Raw genomic sequence first — 16,467 nt, 5'->3', positions numbered from 1 at the left:
CCGCCGGAAGTTGTCTCGGCCGGCACAGAGAGGTGGCAGGCGGTGGGTGTCGATCCAGTGGGCACGTCGGGTGGCCTCCTCGAGCACGCGACCGACCGGACCCTCGTCGAACGGTGCGTCGACGGCGACACCCGTGCGTTCCAGGTGCTCATCACGCGCTACGGCCGGATGATGAAGGCGTATGCCGTGCGGCTCACGCGCTCCTCGGCGGACGGCGACGACGTCGTCCAGGAGGCGCTCATCTCGGCCTGGAAGCGGATCGACACGCTCGAGGACGGCGCGATGGTGAAGAGCTGGCTGATGCGTATCGTCAGCCGCCGGGCGATCGACCTCATGCGACAGCGCAAGGACACCGAATCCACGGACGACGTCATGGTGGAGGCGCCGGAACGTGACGGACCCGAGCGGCGAGCCGAGGCGTCGTCGCAGCTGGGAGCACTGTCAGCCGCGCTCGACAGACTGCCGCACGGACAGCACCAGGCTTGGGTGCTCCGCGAGATCGGCGGATACTCGTACGAGGAGATCGCCGAACAACTCGGACAGAGCGTCGCCAGCGTCCGAGGGAGTCTCGCACGAGCCAGGGCGACACTGGTCAAGGAGATGGAGGGATGGCGATGAACACGGATACTCCGGGCCCCGGACCGGGTGAACCGGACGGCTGCGCGCACGGCATCGACGCCCTCACGGACTACCTCGAACGCGACATGCTGCCGGCCGACCCGTCGATCGACGAGTCGCCCGAATGCCAGCGGATCCTCCGGTCCCTGCGACGGGTGCGCTCGCTCGCCACGCCGTTGCTGGAGGCGGACGAAGCGGCGGTCACCGCACTCGACCAGGACTGGATCCGCGGGATCATGGAGAACATCGGCCGTGAGGCGAAGGCCGGACGCGACATCCCGTTCGCCGCGTCAGGCGACGACGCGGCGCTCGTCATCACGGAGGGAACGGTCCGCGGGCTGGTCCGCGGCGCCGGCGACCGCACCCCGGGTGTGCTCGTGGGTCGCTGCGTGCTCGAGGGCGACGTCGCCGTCGTCGGCGAACCGATCAGGCTCCACGTCACGGTGAGCATCGGTTGGGGCAAATCGGTCGCCGAGACGGTGTCGCTGTTCCGCGAGGAGGTCGCCGCCAGCCTCCAGCAGCACACGGACCTGGTGGTGGCGGGACTCGACGTCGTCGTCGATGATCTGCACTTCGAGGCCGACGAGATCGGAGAGGTGGGGGACGATGAGTGACCTGACGGAGACGGACGACGACCTCGTCGCGCTCGCGAGCTCGCTCGATGACGTCGTGCAGGCGGTGCCGGGCGTGGTCGGGTTGACCGCGGTCGAGCCCGCACTGCTCCGAGCCGCGCGGGAGGGCGTGGGCGCTGTGCTCGGCTCAGCCGACCAGCAGGCTCGGGTGCGGGTCAAGCGCGTCCGCGACGTCTTCACCGTCCACGCCAACATCTCCGTGGCGGCAGAGGCTGCCTCTCCTGCCGTCGCGCAGGCGGTCCACCGCGCCATCGCGGAGCGGATCACCTCGTCAGTCGGAGGGGCCACGCCGTCCATCACCGTCCGCGTGATCGACGTCGTCCCGAGCGGCTCGCAGGACTGACGCGGCACCAGGAGTTCCGCTCCGCCACAGGAGAACTGCTCGAGTTCCGTCCTGCTACCAGGTGGTCACCCTGCGACCGCGCTCCGCGCCAGTAGCGCACTCGGACAACTCCCAGCAAAAATAACGTTCTGATAACTACCGCTCGTTACCGATCCGTTATATGGTTTTGGAACGTTAGTTGTTTTGCTGTGGCAGCTGACGGAATGTGATTGCAGGACACTCTTGGTGCAAGGGAAAGAGAGCCGGTCGTAGCCTCTGCGACCGGCTCTCGTCATGTCCGGAGACGATACGGAGCGCAACCGCCCCACCTCGACGCACCGCTCGACGGCCGTCCAGGATAGATTCAGGTGGTGGATCGTCGGACGGCAGCGGGAGCAGGTATGGACGAGAGGCGACTCGCGATCGCCGCGTGGGAGTCGCTCTTCCGCGCGCAGGTCGACGTGATGCGCCACATCTCGCATGACTTCCCGAGCCACGGCATCTCACTCAACGAGTACGACGTCCTGCACACGATGTCGCGGGAGCCCGATCGTCGCATCCGTCTGCGCGACCTCAATTCGAGTGTGCTGCTCTCGCAGCCGAGTATCAGTCGTCTCGTCGATCGGCTCGTCGCGCGCGGGCTGGTCGGCAAATGCCCCGACCCGGACGACGGCCGCGGCACCCTCGTCCGCATGACCGACGCGGGTTACGACGTCTACCGCGCCGTCGCCATCGCCCACGGTGCGACGATCGCCGAACGCGTGACCACTTCGCTCAGCCCGCAGGAGATGGCGACCCTCGCGGCGCTCAGCGACAAGCTCCGCGGAGCGTGAGCCGCGCCCACTGACCCGGCACGCACGGCCCCCACTGTCGTGTCCGATTTCCGCTCGTCCGACCCGGTGGTCCATGTCAGACTCGGATCATGGACGACACCCGGAGCATGGACTTCGCCGAACGCTACCGCGCGATCCAAGCCCGCGACCAGCGCTTCGACGGGCAGTTCATCACGGCCGTGAGCTCCACGGGGATCTACTGCCGGCCGTCCTGCCCGGCTCGGACCCCGAAGCCGGAGAACGTCACCTTCTACGCGACGAGCGCTGCGGCGCACGAGGCCGGTTTCCGCGCGTGCAAGCGGTGCCTGCCCGAGGCAGTCCCGGGCACGCCCGCCTGGAACCTCGGCAACGACGTCGCCGCGCGCAGCATGCGCCTCATCGCCGACGGTGTCGTCGAACGCGAGGGTGTCCCGGGACTCGCCTCGCGCCTCGGGTACTCGAGCCGGCATCTGACGCGGATCCTCAGCGCCGAGCTGGGCGCGGGTCCACTCGCCCTGGCTCGGGCCCATCGCGCGCAGGGTGCTCGGCAGCTGCTGACCGGCACCGACCTCCCCTTCGGTGACATCGCCTTCGCCGCCGGGTTCTCGAGCATCCGGCAGTTCAACGACACGATGCGGGAGGTGTTCGAGCTCACCCCCGGCGAGCTGCGCGCGAAACACCGGACGGTCGGCGAACACGCCCCCGGGTCGATCACCCTGTCGCTGCCGTTCCGCCGCCCGTTCGACGCAGCGGGCGTCTTCGCCTGGCTCGCGCCACGGGCGGTGGACGGCGTCGAGCTCGCAGGCCCCGACCACTACGCCCGGCTCCTCGCCCTCCCCGGCGGCACGGCGTGGTTCGAGGTCCGGCAGGTCGGCGACGACCTCCGACTCACCGCCGAGGTGACGGACCTCGCCGACCTGCCCGTGCTCGTCTCGCGGGTCCGTCGGCTCTTCGACCTCGACGCCGACCCGACGTCCGCCGACGCCGTCCTCGCGACCGACCCGCGTCTCGCCGCCTCAGTCGCGGCCACACCGGGCATCCGACTCCCCGGGGCGGTCGACCCGGAGGAGATGCTGGTCCGGGCGATGGTGGGCCAGCAGATCACTGTGGCCGCGGCGCGCACCCAGCTCCGCCGTCTCGCGGACGAGGTGAGTACGACGGTCCCCGAACGACACGGGCTGCACCGGCTCTTCCCGACGGCGATGCAGATCGCGAACGGCGGGGAGGCCGCCCTCGTCGGGCCCCGGGCGCGGATCGACAGCCTGCTCGGCGTCGCGCGGGCACTCGTGTCCGGTGAACTCGCGATCGGTTTCGGCGACGACCGCGAGGAGCTCCGCACCAGCTTGCTCGCCATGAAGGGGATCGGCCCGTGGACGGCCGACTACGTCAGCATGCGCGTGCTCGGCAACCCCGACGCATTCCTGCCCGGCGACGTCGCCGTCCGCACCGGTGCCGGCCGGCTCGGCTTGCCCTCCGACGCCCGCACCCTCACCGCGGAAGCGGACGCTTTCGCCCCGTGGCGCTCCTACCTCTGCCTCCACCTGTGGAAGGCGGCCTCCACACCGGCGCCGTCCGCCGCACCCTCAGCCCTCGAGAAAGGTCCAGCAGCATGACCACCATCCTCTCCAGCACGAGCGCCCGCCACGGTGACGACCGGGCGTCCGGCGCGCGGCTCACCGCGACCAGCCAGACCGTCGACACCCCGGACGGCCCCTTCACGATCCTCGCGCGGGAGGACGGGGCGGTCCTCTCCTCCGGGTGGTCGGACGACATCGGCGTCATGCTCGAACGGATCAGGCCAGCCGACCGCCCCCGCGAGACCGTGGCGGGGACGATTGCGGCGATGGACGCCGTCCGCGCGTACTACGACGGCGACCTGGCGGCGATCGACCTCGTACCGGTCGCCCAGTTCGGCGGCCCGTTCCGCACCCACGCCTGGACGGTGCTGCGGACGATCGCCGCAGGGCGCCCGGTGACGTACACGGAGTTCGCCGCGGCGAGTGGTCGGCCGTCGGCGGTGCGCGCTGCGGCGAGCGCCTGCGCGACGAATGCCCCCGCCCTGTTCGTCCCGTGCCACCGCGTCCTCCGGACCGACGGGACGCTCGGCGGGTTCGCCTGGGGACTCGACGTCAAGCGGTCGTTGCTCGACCGCGAGGCCGCGCTGAGCTGAGTGAGCACGGGGAGGGAAACCCCCGCGGTGCCTGAGGACCCATCCCCGGTCCCTGAGCACCCTCCCACGGTCCCTGAGCCTGTCGAAGGGCTGCGTCTCCCCGTTGGCACTTCGACAAGCTCAGTGACCGAAGGAGCGCACAGTCACCGAAGGCGGGCACAGTGACCGAAGGCGGGCACAGTGACCGAAGGATGGCACAGTGACCGGAGGAAGAGACACCGGGGCACGAGGGCACCCGTCCAAACGGGGAGAACCCTCCCACGGTCCCTGAGCCTGTCGAAGGGCTACGTCTCCCCGTTGGCACTTCGACAAGCTCACTGACCGGAGGACCGCACAGTCACCGAAGGCGGGCACAGTGACCGAAGGATGGCACAGTGACCGGAGGAAGAGACACCGGAGCAAGAGGGCACCCGTCCAGACGGGAGAACCCTCCCACGGTCCCTGAGCCTGTCGAAGGGCGGCGTCACCCGTGGGCACTTCGACAAGCTCAGTGACCGAAGGACCGCACAGTCACCGAAGGACCGCACAGTCACCGAAGGACCGCACAGGCACCGAAGGCGGGCACAGTGACCGAAGAATGGCACAGTGACCGGAGGAAGAGACACCGAAGCACGAGGGCACCCGTCCAGACGGGAGAACCCTCCCACGGTCCCTGAGCCTGTCGAAGGGCGGCGTCACCCGTGGGCACTTCGACAAGCTCAGTGACCGAAGGACCGCACAGTGACCGGAGGACCGCACAGTGACCGGAGGACCGCACAGTGACCGGAGGCGGGCGGGTCCGGTCAACCCTCCGGTCCGGTTCGATCGTCCGCGTAGGCTGACGGGATGGCTGCTGCCCCGACGATCGTATGGTTCCGCGACGACCTCCGCCTGGCGGACAACCCCGCACTGCATACAGCGGTCGAGCTCGGCGCGCCGATCCTCTGCTTGTTCGTCCTCGACGACAGCGACGAGCTGCGACCGCTCGGCGGCGCGTCTCGATGGTGGTTGCACCACAGCCTCGAGGCGCTCGGCGACGACATCCGCGGTCTCGGCGGCACGCTCCTCCTGCGGTCCGGGAGCGCCGCGACCATCGTGCCCGAACTCGCCCACTCGATCGGTGCCGGTGCCGTCCTGTGGAACCGCCGCTACGGCGCGGCCGAGCGTGAGATCGACGCCGGGATCAAGTCGGAGCTGAAGGACGCCGGGCTCGACGCTCGCAGCTTCGCCGCGAACCTCCTCGCCGAGCCGTGGGAGATCGTCACCGGACAGGGGCAGCCGTATTCGGTGTTCACCCCGTTCTGGAAGGCGTCGCTCCAACGGCACGCGGCGAACCCGCCGAGACACCCCCTCCCCGCACCGACCACACTGACGGCCATGTCCGATCCGCCAGCGGGCGACGAGCTCGGGTCGTGGGAACTGCTCCCGACCAAGCCGGACTGGGCAGCCGGACTCCGTGAACAGTGGACACCCGGCGAGGCCGGCGCCGACGAACGGCTCGCCGAGTTCCTCGACGGCGGCGTCACAGGCTACGCGGAGGACCGCGACTTCCCGGCCCAGCCGTCGACCTCCGGGCTCTCTCCGCACCTCCGCTTCGGCGAGATCAGCTCACCGCAGATCTGGCACACCGCTCGCGACGGCCGCCGGCACCTCGGCGACGACGGCGCCACCTTCCTCAAGGAGCTCGGCTGGCGCGACTTCGCATACCACTGCCTCTTCGCCTTCCCCGACCTCGCGACGCGCAACTGGCGTCAGGCTTTCGACCGGTTCCCCTGGCCGGACGTCGACCAGGACGCCTTCGACGCGTGGACCGCCGGGAAGACCGGGATCCCGCTCGTCGACGCCGGCATGCGGGAGTTGTGGGCGACGGGCACCATGCACAACCGGATCCGGATGGTGACGGCGTCGTTCCTCACCAAGAACCTGCTCATCCACTGGAAGCTCGGCGAGGACTGGTTCTGGGACACGCTCGTCGACGCCGACCCGGCCTCCAACCCCTTCAACTGGCAGTGGGTGGCCGGCAGCGGCTTCGACGCCTCGCCCTACTTCCGGATCTTCAACCCGGAACGGCAGCGCGAACGCTTCGACGCCGACGACGCGTACATCAAACAGTGGGTGCCCGAGTTCGGGACGCCCGACTACCCCGAGCCGATCGTCGACCTCGGCGAGACGAGGCAGGCCGCGCTCGCGGCGTACGAGCAGGTCAAGGGGGCGTAGCTCCGGCTCGTCGTCCATCGACCCTTCGACAAGCTCAGGGACCGGGGTGGGGCTCAGGGACCGGGGTGGGGCTCAGGGACCGGGTGGGGCTCAGCGACCGGGTGGATCGGCCCTGAGACAGTCGACCCTTCGACAAGCTCAGGGACCGGGGTGGGGATCAGGGACCGGGGTGGGGATCGCGACCGGGGTGGGGCTCAGCGACCGGGATGAGACTCAGGACCGGATACGCCGGTCCCTGAGCCTGTCAAAGGGCGCTCAGCGGGTGCGGAAGAGACCGGCGCGTTGGGCCGCGGCGATCGCCGCCGAGCGGTTCGACACGTCGAGCTTCGTGTAGATGTGCGCGAGGTGCGACTTCACCGTCGTCTCCCCCACATGGAGCCGCCCGGCGATCTCCAGGTTGGTGAGCCCCTCGGCCGCCCGCGCGAGCACTTCGATCTCCCGCGCGCTCAGCGCCTGTTGCGGTGCACTCACCCGAGCGACCAGCCGGGTCGCCACGGCCGGCCCGAGCACCGAGTTCCCGCCGGCCGCCGAACGGATGCCGTCGATGAGGTCCTCCGGGGCGGCGTCCTTCAACAGATACCCCGCGGCCCCGGCTTCGATCGCGCCGAGGATGTCGGCGTCGGAGTCGTAATTCGTCAGCACGAGGACCGACGGACCGCCCGGCAGCGACGCGATCTCCCTCGTCGCGTCGATCCCGGTCGGACCGTCGCCGAAGCTCAGGTCCATGAGGACGAGGTCGGCGCCGGGTGCGGCGTCCACGGCCTCGGCTGCCGTCGACGCGGTCCCGACCACCGCGATGTCGGCGATCGGGGCGAGGACCGCGAGGAGTCCGGCTCGGACGATCGGGTGGTCGTCCGCCACCACGACCCGGATGACCGGCGGCTCCCCGGCATCGGCCGTATCGTCACGCATGGGCGTCCCCTTCCGCTCCTGGTGCCGCGAACCGCACGGTGATGGTCGTGCCGGCGCCCGGCGCGCTGCGCACCTCGACCTCGCCACCCAGTTCGGTGATGCGTCGGCGCATGGACATCATGCCGAACGAACCGCCCGCAGTGCGCTCGGCGACCCTCGCCGGATCGAACCCCACTCCGTCGTCGTCGATGTCGAGGATGACCTCCTCGTCGAGGTAGGTGAGGGTGACGTCCGCCCGGCTCGCTCCGGCATGCCGGACGACGTTCGCGAGACTGCTCTGCGCGGCGCGGAGGAGCGCGGTCGTCACCGGCGTGCCGAGGACGAACGCATCGCCGGTGACGGTCGTGGAGACCGGCGTGCCGCTCTGGGCGGTCGTCGTCTCGGCGAGCCGTCCGAGCGCGTCCGAGATCGTCGCACCCACCAAGGCCGGCGGGCTCAGCTCGTCGATGAGGCTGCGCGTCTCGGCGAGGGCCGTCGCTGCGGCATCCCGTGCCAGCCCGATGTGCGAACGCAGCTGCTTCGTGCCCGGCTGCTCGGCCGCGGATCGTTCGGCCGCGTGCAGGAGCAGTTGGATGCTGGACAGGGCCTGGGCGACCGTGTCGTGGAGGTCTGCGGCGAGGCGCTCGCGCTCAGCCAACTTGCCCGCCTGCCGACCACGCTCGGCGAGCTCCTCGCGTGCTGCGACGAGCTCGGCGATGAGTCGCTCCCGCTCGGCCGCCTCACGGGCCAGCGCCTCGTAGCCGAGTCCGATCGCGACGGCCACGGCAGCACCGACGAGCGGGCCGACGACGCCACCGACACTGAAGCCGGCGTGCAGACCGATCGCCACGACCGCGGCGACGGTGGCGATCACCACGGCGGGCACCGCGACGGCTCTGGGCAGGAGGTGCAGGTAGAGGAAGAACAACGGGAAGACGAGGTAGGCGGCATCCGGGCTGAGCAGGACGAGGACCACCCACTCGACGCTGAGTACCACCAACCAGGCCAGGACGGACACCCGACCTCGACGGACGCCCGCCGGCGCGGTGGCGCGGTCGGTCCCTCCGCTGGCGGCCACCGCACGGCGGACCCGACCGCCGAGGATCGCGCCGGCGGCGTAGGTGAGCAGCATGACGACGGCGAGGACGATCGCCGCCAGGGCCGCCTGGCCACCGACCGAGACGGATCGCCCGATCACGAGCACGATGAGTGCGATGACGAGTCCGTGGAGGCCGAGCTGCAGGCCGGTGAACACGGGGCTGAGTGCCGAGTGCTTCATCCGCCCAGCGTACGGCGCGGATCGTCATCGCGAATCATCAGAAAGGTGGAACGTCGCCTCCACCCGAACGCGCCGGAGGACCGTCCCGTCCGACGATGTCCGGAGTCGGCGACGCGACGAGGCTGGAATCCTGCCGCACCACGGAGACGCCGTCGGGCGGCTGACAAGGAGTCCCCATGTTCGTCGCCTGGCGCGACATGCGCTTCGCCACCGGTCGCTTCGTGCTGATCGGGGCGGTCGTCGCCCTCATCACCCTGCTCGTCGGATTCCTCAGCGGCCTCACTGCAGGCCTGGCGAACCAGAACATCTCGGCGATCACCGGGCTGGGTGCGTCGAGCATCGTCCTCGCGGCCCCGTCCGACGGCGAGCAGGCGACGTTCGCGGACTCCGCGATCGACGCGGACGCGGCCACGACGTGGGCTGCGGTCCCCGGGGTGGACGGCGTCCAGGAGCTCGGTATCAGCCAGACGCGGATGACCACGGACGATGCGCGCACCTCCGTGGCACTGTTCGGGATCAGCGGTGACGCCGTCGCGGGTCACGCCGCCGACGTGCCCGCCGACGGGACCGCCCGCCTGAGTCGGACCGCCGCGGAGGCCCTCCACGTCTCCCGAGGCGACACCGTCTCGATCGGTGGCAGCGAACTCCGGGTCGGTTCGGTCGTCGACGACCAGTGGTACAGCCACACGCCGGTCGTCTGGACGAGCTTGTCGGAGTGGCGGTCGCTGCAGGCCGCGCAAGGATCCCCCGGCGACGGAGCGACCGCGCTCGCCATCACCGGGAACCCGAGCGCCGCTGCGGTGACGGGAGCGGAGCAGGCCACCGGCACGGTGTCGAAGGACGTCCTGTCCTCCCTGCTCGCGATCGGCTCGTTCCGCTCTGAGATCGGATCGCTCCTCCTCATGGTCGCCATGCTGTTCGGGATCTCCGCGCTCGTCATCGGGGCGTTCTTCACGGTGTGGACCATGCAACGCGCGGGCGACGTCGCGATCCTCAAAGCGCTGGGCGCGACGACCCGTCGGCTCTCGCTGGATGCGCTCGGCCAGGCGCTCGTCCTCCTCGTCCTCGGCGTCGGGCTCGGCATCGGCATCACCGCCGCACTCGGTTCCGCGGCGGGCACGGCGCTGCCGTTCGTGCTCAGCCCTCTGACGACGCTCGTGCCCGGGGTGATCATGATCGCCCTCGGCCTGATCGGCGCGGCGTTCGCCCTGCGATCCATCCTCTCGGCCGATCCGTTGACCGCGCTCGGGGGCAACCGCTGAACGCGCCCGACCTCCCTGCCTCCTACCTCGCACCCACCCTCGTCACCACCGGAGTCTCCGCATGATCTCGCTCACCGACGTCACCCTCACCTTCCCCGACGGCGACCACCGCGTCACCGCCGTCGACCACGCGACCCTCACCGTCCCGGCAGGGACCGTCACCGCACTCACCGGGCCCTCGGGCTCCGGGAAGTCGAGCGTGCTCGCCGTCGCGGCCGGACTCATCCGGCCCGACAGCGGCCTCGTGGAGGTGGCCGGGGTCGACGTCACCTCCCTCGACCGCCGTGCGGCCACCGACTTCCGCCGCACGAGGCTCGGCATCGTGTTCCAGCAGGCCAACCTGCTGCCGTCGCTCACTGCCCTCGAGCAGCTGTGCGTCCTCGGGACGCTCGGCGGCCGCTCGTCGCGGGCCGACCGGACCCGCACCCGCGAGCGGGCCGCGATGCTGCTTGCCGCCGTCGGGCTCGCCGACCAGGCGGGCAAGCGGCCCCACCAGCTCTCCGGCGGTCAGCGGCAGCGGGTCAACATCGCTCGCGCCCTCATGAACGAGCCCGACGCTCTCGTCGTGGATGAGCCGACCAGTGCCCTCGACCACGAACGCGGGTCCGCGATCATCGAGCTCATCCTCGAACTCACCGCGACCTCGGGCGCCGCGACGCTGCTGGTCACCCACGATCGGAGCCACCTCGACCGCATGGACCAGGTGCTCGTCATGGAGGACGGTCGGCTCAGCGACGCCGCCGACGCGCTGGCCCTGCGGTCCTGAGGTCAACCGTCGCCCGGCGGTAGGGTGAGGTCACGTCGAGAGAGGACCGCCATGCGCTGTGCGACCCGTGGGCTGACCGTGATCGCGATCGTCGGCGCCGTGCTCGGTACGAGTGCCTGCACCGGTGGCGCGGACTCGCCCTCCGGTCAGAGCTCCGCGAGCGAGGCCGGCGTGATCGCACCCGTCATCGTGCAGCTCGTCGATCAGGACGGCCGCACCATCACCGTCGGCCTCGACAACGTCGTGGACCTCGTCGCCGTCGATCCGACCGTCTGGTCCGCGAAGGTTGAGGATCCGTCGATCGCGGAGTACGTGCCGGGCGGCTCCCGCGGCGGCGCGTCGTTCAACCCCGGTCTGCAGCCGCTCGAGGTCGGCAGCACGACGGTGACGCTGACGAACAGCTCCGACGATTCGACCGTCGTCCTCACGCTCGAGGTCGTCGACCGGTCCTGAGCCGGGGACGCTCCTACCGGTCCCTGAGCCTGTCGAAGGGCGCACCCCACCGGCCCCTGAGCCCGTCGAAGGGCGCACCCCACCGGCCCCTGAGCCCGTCGAAGGGCGCACCCCACCGGCCCCTGAGCCCGTCGAAGGGCGCACCCCAACCGGTCCCTGAGCCTGTCGAAGGGCGCTCAGATGTTGAGGTACCGGCAGAGGTACGCGGTGGTGACCTCGACCTCGACCTGGAAGCTGCTGCTCCCCGGGACACTGAACTGCGCGTCGGGCCCGAAGTCCTGCCAGGCACTCGTGTTCGGCAGCAGCACACGGAGCTTGCCGGAGATCACGGACATCTCCTCGGCCTTGCCCGTCGTGAAGGTGTACTCCCCCGGCTCCATCACTCCGACGCTGGCCGACTCCGCACCGGGCTCGTTCGTGGTGAAGCCGATCGACTTCACGTTGCCGTCGAAGTACTCGTTGCTGGTCAGCATCAGGGGCCTCTCATCGTGGTCCGGGACCGCGGCGGCGGATCCGGCCTTCATCGTATCGGCTCGGCGAAGAACGCCTCCTCGTGCGCGGCCGAGGCCAGGAACGCCCGACGCATCGTGTCGCGGCCGGTCTCGTTCGCACGAGCCACCGCCCCGGCGACGATCTCGATCGCCCGGGCGTTCGCCGTCGCGAAGGCGGGGTCGGCGTAGGTGTCGAGCCACGCGGCGAAGGGGTGCTCCGCGTGCGATGCGCCGACCAGTCGCTCACCGAGATCCTGGTAGATCCAGTAGCAGGGCAACACGGCGGCGACCACCCGCCCGTAGTCGCCGTCGACCGTCGCCGCGTGCAGGTGGTCGAGGTACGCCGTGGTCGTCGCCGACGGTTCTACCTCCATACCGCTGACGGCATACGTCCTGAGCCAGGTGCGGTGCAGCTCCATCTCGGCCTCGATGGAGCCCGCCGCGCCGGTCGCCCAGAACACCTGTTCCTCGGCCGTCGGCGCCAAGGCACTCGCTCTCGCGAGGACCCGCGAGTAGGCCCGCAGGTAGATCGCATCCTGCTGCAGATACCAGGCGAACCGGGCCGGATCGAGGGTGCCGTCCGCGAGCGTCGTCACGAACGGCAGGCGGTCGATCCGCGTCCGCACCTCGGCGATGTCCTCCCACCAACCCGAGAGGATGCCGGCACCGTCCTGCCGGCCCGAGGTCATCCCGGACGACACCCACAGCTCGGCGAAGTGGTTGATCGGTCCGTTGCCCGAACCGACCTCGAGGGCGTCCGCATGCCGGAGGCTCGACGTGAGCCACGTCTTCGCGTCGCCGAGCGCCTCGGTCCAGGACCCCGACCGGGCGACGAGGGTGGCCATCGCGCTCGACAGGGAGCATCCGGTCCCATGGGTGTTCCGTGTGTCGACTCGAAGACCGTCGAACTCGATGAGTGATCGGTCGCCACCCAGGCCTCCGGTGGCGTCGACGAGCGCATCCGGGCACGCGGTCGTCCCCGTCAGGTGCCCGCCCTTCACGAGCACGATCACGCCCGCCTGCGCCGAGACCCGTTCCGCCTGGGCCAGTGCGTCGGCCCAGCTCGTCGCCACCGGCTCGTCCGCGAGGACCGCGAGCTCCGGCAGGTTCGGGGTCACGAGGTCGACGTGCGGCAGGAGCGCGCGCATGGCCGCCTCGGCGTCGCGGCGGAGGAGGCGGTCGCCGCTCGTCGCCACCATCACCGGGTCGAGGACGACGGGTCCGGTCACCGTCTCCTGCAGCCAGGTCGACACGGCGTCGATGATCGCGACGTCGCCCAGCATCCCGATCTTGACCGCGTCGATCACGACGTCGTCCGCGACCGCGTGCAACTGCTCGCGGAGGAACCCGACGGGCGGGGTGTGCACGGACCGGACGCCCCGGGTGTTCTGCGCGACGAGCGCGGTGACGACCGCCATGCCGTATCCGCCGTTCGCGGCGATGCTCTTGAGGTCGGCCTGGATCCCGGCCCCACCGGTCGGGTCGGTGCCGGCGATGCTCAGCACTCGCGGTGTGTCCCGGACCGTGACGGGTCGTCGATCGTGCACCCGGTTCGAGGTCGACGCCGCCGGAGTCGTCGTCTGTTCCACCGCGGTCATGCCGAGACCTCGGTCCAGGCCGCGCGGAACGCCCGTGCTGCGGCCGCCGGATCGTCGGCGGCGCAGATGGCGGAGACGACGGCGAGACCAGCGGCGCCCGAGGCGCGGAGCTCGGCGGTGTCCTCCAGCGAGACACCGCCGATCGCGACGCACGGGAGCGGGGTCGCGGCGGCGATCGCGGCGTACCCCTCCATGCCCAGCGGCTCCGGGTGGTCCGGCTTGGTCGTCGTCGGGCGGATGACGCCGACGCCCAGGTAGTCGACCGTCCCGGGTGGCAGGGCCGCGACGGCGTCGAGGTGCGCCGGGGTGTTCGCCGTCAGCCCCACGACGGCGGCCTGCCCCACGATGCGGCGCACGGCGTCGACCGGGAGATCGCTCTGACCCACGTGGACGCCGTGGACGACGGCACCGGCGGAACGGGCCGCGAGGAACACGTCGACCCGGTCGTCGACGAGGAGCAGCGCCCGCCCGGCGACGACCTCCGCCGCCCGCACGGTCAGATCGAACAGCTCCCGCGCCGACGCGGTCTTCTCCCGCAGCTGGACCGCGGTCACCCCGCCGTCGACGGCCCGGCGCACGACGTCGAGGACACCGCGATCACCGCTGGCCGAGGCGTCCGTGACGAGGTAGGTTGCGATGCCGCGGCGCACGAGCTCGGCGTGCGAACGGGCCGCGAGGACCCGGTCCGCGGTGGTCGAGGCGCTCACACGATCACCGCCAGGCTGCGGACGGTGTCGGCGTCGAGGAGGTGGAGGTGGTCGAGGAAGGCGGGAGCGAAGGAGCCGGGGCCGCGGCTCTCCGCAGCCGCAAGCTGCGCGGCGACCGTGTACGCGGTGGTCGCCGCGACCGTCGTCAGCAGCCGGTCGTCGTCGAGTGACGCGAAGGCGGCGAGTACGGCACCGAGGGCACAGCCACCGCCCGTCACGCGGGTGAGGCAGGCGTGTCCGTTCGAGCAGCGGACGATGCGTTCACCGTCGGTGATGACGTCCGTCGGGCCGGAGATCGCGACGACGGCACCCGAGGTGCGGGCGATCGCGGTGGCCGCCTCGATCGCGCTGTCGACCGAGTCGGTGCTGTCGACCCCGCGACCGCCGGCGCCCAGTCCGGCGAGCGCGATGATCTCGCTGGCGTTGCCACGGACGATCGTCGGCCGGAGGGCGAGGAGTTCGGCGGCGAGCGCCGTCCGCACCGGCAGGAAGCCGACGGCGACGGGGTCGAGCACCCACGGGGTGCCGGCGTCGTTCGCGGCGGTGGCGGCCTCGACCATGGCCGCGCGCTGTTCCGCCTGCGGCGTCCCGAGGTTGAGGAGCACCCCGGAGGCGATGCGCGCGAACGGTCCCGCCTCGGTGGGGATGTCGGTCATCGCCGGAGCGGCGCCGACAGCCAGCAGGACGTTCGCGGTGAAGTTGGTCACCACGGCGTTCGTGATCGATTGGACGAGCGGCGTGCGCTCGCGCAGGCGGTCGAGGAGGTCCCCCGAGGCGCTCGCGAACTCGCCGACGGACGAGTCGTCGGTGGACGGGTGGGCAGACTGCTGCGGTGTGCGAATGCTCATTCGCGACATCCCTTCGCTCGGACTAACGAGATCAGGTTCGACGGGTGTGTTCTCAGCCGATCGTCGTGGGATCGGCACCCCGTGTCACTCGCGACCACCCTAGCGGGTCGGCCTGGCTTCCCGTCCAGCGGGCGGGCGAGGATGATGGAGGGATGGACTTCTTCGAGCTGGTCACCATCGTCTTCGAGGTCGCCGGCGTCGGGGCGATGGTCGTGGGCTTCGTGATCGCCGTCACCCTCTCGGCCCGCCTGTGGTGGAGCACGCGCGACGGCGCACGGGCCTTCCGGATGCTGCGGGAGACGATCGGCTCGGTCATCCTGCTCGGGCTGGAGATCCTCGTGGCCGCCGACCTCGTGAAGACGGTCACGTCGACACCCTCACTGACCGACGCACTCGTCCTCGCGATCATCGTCGTCATCCGCACCCTGCTGAGCTTCTCCCTGCAGATCGAGATCGAGGGTACCCTCCCCTGGAGGCGCCTGGCGACGACCGGACCACAACTGTTCGACCGTGCTGTCAAGCGCGGCGGCGAACGCACCCGACGTCGCGCCGAGGAGCACGACGCGTCGACGTCGCCCGATACGGTACCGGCGCCGACGGTCACGACGCAGGCCGTCCCCGACGACGAGGACGGCTTCCCCGAGCTCCGCAGTCGCAGCTAGCGCAGCGCGGCTAGCGTGCCGCGGAGGTCGCCCAGGTGTCGCGGATGAGGTCGGGCAGCAGACGCATGTCGTCGAAGACGTGGGTGCCGTCGCCGATGAGCCGCTCGGCGGGCGTCATGCCACCGGCGTAGGCGTAGACCGTCATGCCGGCCGCTCGCGCAGCCAGGACGCCGACGACACTGTCCTCGACGACTGCGCACCGCTCGGGGGCCGTGTCGAAGTCGGCGGCGGCGTGCAGGAAGAGGTCGGGTGCGGGCTTGCCGACGGCGACGTCGGTCGCGCTGAAGATGCGCCCGTCGAAGCGGTCGTGGATGCCCACCTGCCCGAGGTTGCGGACGACGTCATGCAGCATCCCGTTCGAGGCGACGCACAGCGGCACCCCGGTCGCAGCGATGCCGTCGAGGGCGTCGACGACCCCGTCGACCGCCTCGAGTTCGCGCTCGCAGATGCCGCGGAACATGTCACTCCAGCGCTGGATCCAGTCGGCCTCGAGCGGCTTCCCGAGGCGCTGCTCGACGAGCGTCGCGTACGTCTCGAGCGAGGCGCCCACGAAGAGCTCCCGCACCTCGGCCTCGGTGTAGTCGCCGCCGACCTCGTTGAGCAGCTGCAGGTTCACCCGGACGGAGATGCGTTCCGTGTCGACGAGCGTGCCGTCGCAGTCGAAGATGACGAGGTCCGGATAGTCGACTGGCATGCTCCGAGCCTAAACGACGGCGCCTGCACTGTGGCCGTGCGCCATCCGGTGGTGGTCTCCGACGAC

18 protein-coding genes and 1 riboswitch are annotated in these 16,467 nt (G+C 70.8%); of the genes, 11 read left to right on the top strand and 7 right to left on the bottom strand.

The window, feature by feature from the left end; translation table 11 throughout:
• Positions 1-42: 42 nt before the first annotated feature.
• From B9Y95_RS17920 to B9Y95_RS17890, 7 genes are all read left to right on the top strand, one after another.
• Entirely contained in the window at positions 43-618 is a 576-nt protein-coding gene (locus B9Y95_RS17920) for an RNA polymerase sigma factor (RefSeq protein ID WP_234994169.1), read from the top strand.
• Positions 609-1,232 carry an Asp23/Gls24 family envelope stress response protein gene (locus tag B9Y95_RS17915; RefSeq protein WP_085513982.1) on the top strand — a complete coding sequence of 208 codons (624 nt, stop codon included), beginning with the start codon at positions 609-611 and terminating at the stop codon, positions 1,230-1,232. Before B9Y95_RS17920 ends, B9Y95_RS17915 begins: the two co-directional genes overlap by 10 nt.
• Positions 1,225-1,593 (top strand): hypothetical protein, encoded by a 369-nt coding sequence (locus B9Y95_RS17910; protein ID WP_085513980.1) that lies wholly within the window; start codon positions 1,225-1,227, stop codon positions 1,591-1,593. Before B9Y95_RS17915 ends, B9Y95_RS17910 begins: the two co-directional genes overlap by 8 nt.
• Before the next feature lie 380 nt (positions 1,594-1,973).
• Complete coding sequence (locus B9Y95_RS17905; protein ID WP_085513978.1) at positions 1,974-2,405, top strand: MarR family winged helix-turn-helix transcriptional regulator; 432 nt, start codon at positions 1,974-1,976, stop codon at positions 2,403-2,405.
• Positions 2,406-2,494: 89 nt separating this feature from the next.
• Complete coding sequence (locus tag B9Y95_RS17900; protein ID WP_234994168.1) at positions 2,495-3,997, top strand: AlkA N-terminal domain-containing protein; 1,503 nt, start codon at positions 2,495-2,497, stop codon at positions 3,995-3,997.
• Positions 3,994-4,554 carry a methylated-DNA--[protein]-cysteine S-methyltransferase gene (locus B9Y95_RS17895; protein WP_085513975.1) on the top strand — a complete coding sequence of 187 codons (561 nt, stop codon included), beginning with the start codon at positions 3,994-3,996 and terminating at the stop codon, positions 4,552-4,554. The genes B9Y95_RS17900 and B9Y95_RS17895 overlap by 4 nt, the downstream gene beginning before the upstream one ends.
• Before the next feature lie 825 nt (positions 4,555-5,379).
• Positions 5,380-6,750: a cryptochrome/photolyase family protein gene (locus B9Y95_RS17890; protein WP_085513973.1), complete on the top strand. Its 1,371-nt coding sequence runs from the start codon at positions 5,380-5,382 to the stop codon at positions 6,748-6,750.
• Between the two features lie 255 nt (positions 6,751-7,005).
• Here the strand turns inward: B9Y95_RS17890 and B9Y95_RS17885 are convergent, their stop codons facing one another.
• The gene (locus tag B9Y95_RS17885) at positions 7,006-7,662 is read right to left on the bottom strand and encodes a response regulator transcription factor (RefSeq protein WP_085513972.1); all 657 of its coding nucleotides are present in this window, start codon (positions 7,660-7,662) and stop codon (positions 7,006-7,008) included.
• Positions 7,655-8,920, bottom strand: coding sequence for a sensor histidine kinase (locus B9Y95_RS17880; RefSeq protein ID WP_085513970.1), 1,266 nt, complete (start codon positions 8,918-8,920; stop codon positions 7,655-7,657). The genes B9Y95_RS17885 and B9Y95_RS17880 overlap by 8 nt, the downstream gene beginning before the upstream one ends.
• A gap of 176 nt (positions 8,921-9,096) precedes the next feature.
• Here B9Y95_RS17880 and B9Y95_RS17875 point away from each other — a divergent pair, with 176 nt between their 5' ends.
• The 3 genes from B9Y95_RS17875 (at position 9,097) to B9Y95_RS20765 (ending at position 11,401) form a co-directional block, all read left to right on the top strand.
• Positions 9,097-10,182, top strand: coding sequence for an ABC transporter permease (locus B9Y95_RS17875; RefSeq protein WP_085513968.1), 1,086 nt, complete (start codon positions 9,097-9,099; stop codon positions 10,180-10,182).
• A 61-nt stretch (positions 10,183-10,243) separates the two neighbouring features.
• A complete protein-coding gene (locus tag B9Y95_RS17870; protein ID WP_085513966.1) occupies positions 10,244-10,948 on the top strand; it encodes an ABC transporter ATP-binding protein in 705 nt (234 codons plus the stop codon).
• Between the two features lie 51 nt (positions 10,949-10,999).
• Complete coding sequence (locus B9Y95_RS20765; protein ID WP_085513965.1) at positions 11,000-11,401, top strand: hypothetical protein; 402 nt, start codon at positions 11,000-11,002, stop codon at positions 11,399-11,401.
• Positions 11,402-11,577: 176 nt separating this feature from the next.
• On the opposite strand, the gene ppnP is transcribed toward B9Y95_RS20765, so the two are convergent.
• The 4 genes from ppnP to thiM all read right to left on the bottom strand — a co-directional run bounded on the left by ppnP (position 11,578) and on the right by thiM (position 15,045).
• Positions 11,578-11,874: a pyrimidine/purine nucleoside phosphorylase gene (ppnP, locus tag B9Y95_RS17860; RefSeq protein WP_064296149.1), complete on the bottom strand. Its 297-nt coding sequence runs from the start codon at positions 11,872-11,874 to the stop codon at positions 11,578-11,580.
• 47 nt (positions 11,875-11,921) lie between these two features.
• Positions 11,922-13,490 (bottom strand): bifunctional hydroxymethylpyrimidine kinase/phosphomethylpyrimidine kinase, encoded by a 1,569-nt coding sequence (locus B9Y95_RS17855; protein WP_123539749.1) that lies wholly within the window; start codon positions 13,488-13,490, stop codon positions 11,922-11,924.
• The gene (gene thiE / locus B9Y95_RS20490) at positions 13,487-14,197 is read right to left on the bottom strand and encodes a thiamine phosphate synthase (protein WP_234994167.1); all 711 of its coding nucleotides are present in this window, start codon (positions 14,195-14,197) and stop codon (positions 13,487-13,489) included. The genes B9Y95_RS17855 and thiE overlap by 4 nt, the downstream gene beginning before the upstream one ends.
• Positions 14,194-15,045 (bottom strand): hydroxyethylthiazole kinase, encoded by an 852-nt coding sequence (gene thiM, locus B9Y95_RS17850; RefSeq protein WP_085513963.1) that lies wholly within the window; start codon positions 15,043-15,045, stop codon positions 14,194-14,196. The genes thiE and thiM overlap by 4 nt, the downstream gene beginning before the upstream one ends.
• A riboswitch (TPP riboswitch) is annotated at positions 15,037-15,137 on the bottom strand. (Overlaps the previous gene by 9 nt.)
• A gap of 60 nt (positions 15,138-15,197) precedes the next feature.
• On the opposite strand from thiM, the gene B9Y95_RS17845 reads away from it, so the two are divergent.
• Complete coding sequence (locus B9Y95_RS17845) at positions 15,198-15,707, top strand: DUF1622 domain-containing protein (protein WP_085513961.1); 510 nt, start codon at positions 15,198-15,200, stop codon at positions 15,705-15,707.
• Between the two features lie 10 nt (positions 15,708-15,717).
• Here B9Y95_RS17845 and B9Y95_RS17840 read toward each other — a convergent pair whose 3' ends face one another.
• Entirely contained in the window at positions 15,718-16,401 is a 684-nt protein-coding gene (locus B9Y95_RS17840; protein WP_085513959.1) for an HAD family hydrolase, read from the bottom strand.
• Positions 16,402-16,467: the final 66 nt, after the last annotated feature.

The sequence above is a fragment of the Plantibacter flavus genome (assembly GCF_900177615.1).
Taxonomy (GTDB): Bacteria; Actinomycetota; Actinomycetes; order Actinomycetales; family Microbacteriaceae; genus Plantibacter; species Plantibacter flavus.
Note: the sequence above shows the minus strand (reverse complement) of the source record. Positions and strands in the feature narration are given on the sequence as shown.

What these genes read in the sequence shown, in the direction of transcription:
- B9Y95_RS17915 (WP_085513982.1), top strand. Translation starts at nt 609, where the DNA reads ATGGCGATGAACACGGATACTCCGGGCCCCGGACCGGGTGAACCGGAC.
- B9Y95_RS17910 (WP_085513980.1), top strand. Translation starts at nt 1,225, where the DNA reads ATGAGTGACCTGACGGAGACGGACGACGACCTCGTCGCGCTCGCGAGC.
- B9Y95_RS17905 (WP_085513978.1), top strand. Translation starts at nt 1,974, where the DNA reads ATGGACGAGAGGCGACTCGCGATCGCCGCGTGGGAGTCGCTCTTCCGC.
- B9Y95_RS17900 (WP_234994168.1), top strand. Translation starts at nt 2,495, where the DNA reads ATGGACGACACCCGGAGCATGGACTTCGCCGAACGCTACCGCGCGATC.
- B9Y95_RS17895 (WP_085513975.1), top strand. Translation starts at nt 3,994, where the DNA reads ATGACCACCATCCTCTCCAGCACGAGCGCCCGCCACGGTGACGACCGG.
- B9Y95_RS17890 (WP_085513973.1), top strand. Translation starts at nt 5,380, where the DNA reads ATGGCTGCTGCCCCGACGATCGTATGGTTCCGCGACGACCTCCGCCTG.
- B9Y95_RS17885 (WP_085513972.1), bottom strand. Translation starts at nt 7,662, where the DNA reads ATGCGTGACGATACGGCCGATGCCGGGGAGCCGCCGGTCATCCGGGTC.
- B9Y95_RS17880 (WP_085513970.1), bottom strand. Translation starts at nt 8,920, where the DNA reads ATGAAGCACTCGGCACTCAGCCCCGTGTTCACCGGCCTGCAGCTCGGC.
- B9Y95_RS17875 (WP_085513968.1), top strand. Translation starts at nt 9,097, where the DNA reads ATGTTCGTCGCCTGGCGCGACATGCGCTTCGCCACCGGTCGCTTCGTG.
- B9Y95_RS17870 (WP_085513966.1), top strand. Translation starts at nt 10,244, where the DNA reads ATGATCTCGCTCACCGACGTCACCCTCACCTTCCCCGACGGCGACCAC.
- B9Y95_RS20765 (WP_085513965.1), top strand. Translation starts at nt 11,000, where the DNA reads ATGCGCTGTGCGACCCGTGGGCTGACCGTGATCGCGATCGTCGGCGCC.
- ppnP (WP_064296149.1), bottom strand. Translation starts at nt 11,874, where the DNA reads ATGCTGACCAGCAACGAGTACTTCGACGGCAACGTGAAGTCGATCGGC.
- B9Y95_RS17855 (WP_123539749.1), bottom strand. Translation starts at nt 13,490, where the DNA reads ATGACCGCGGTGGAACAGACGACGACTCCGGCGGCGTCGACCTCGAAC.
- thiM (WP_085513963.1), bottom strand. Translation starts at nt 15,045, where the DNA reads ATGAGCATTCGCACACCGCAGCAGTCTGCCCACCCGTCCACCGACGAC.
- B9Y95_RS17845 (WP_085513961.1), top strand. Translation starts at nt 15,198, where the DNA reads ATGGACTTCTTCGAGCTGGTCACCATCGTCTTCGAGGTCGCCGGCGTC.
- B9Y95_RS17840 (WP_085513959.1), bottom strand. Translation starts at nt 16,401, where the DNA reads ATGCCAGTCGACTATCCGGACCTCGTCATCTTCGACTGCGACGGCACG.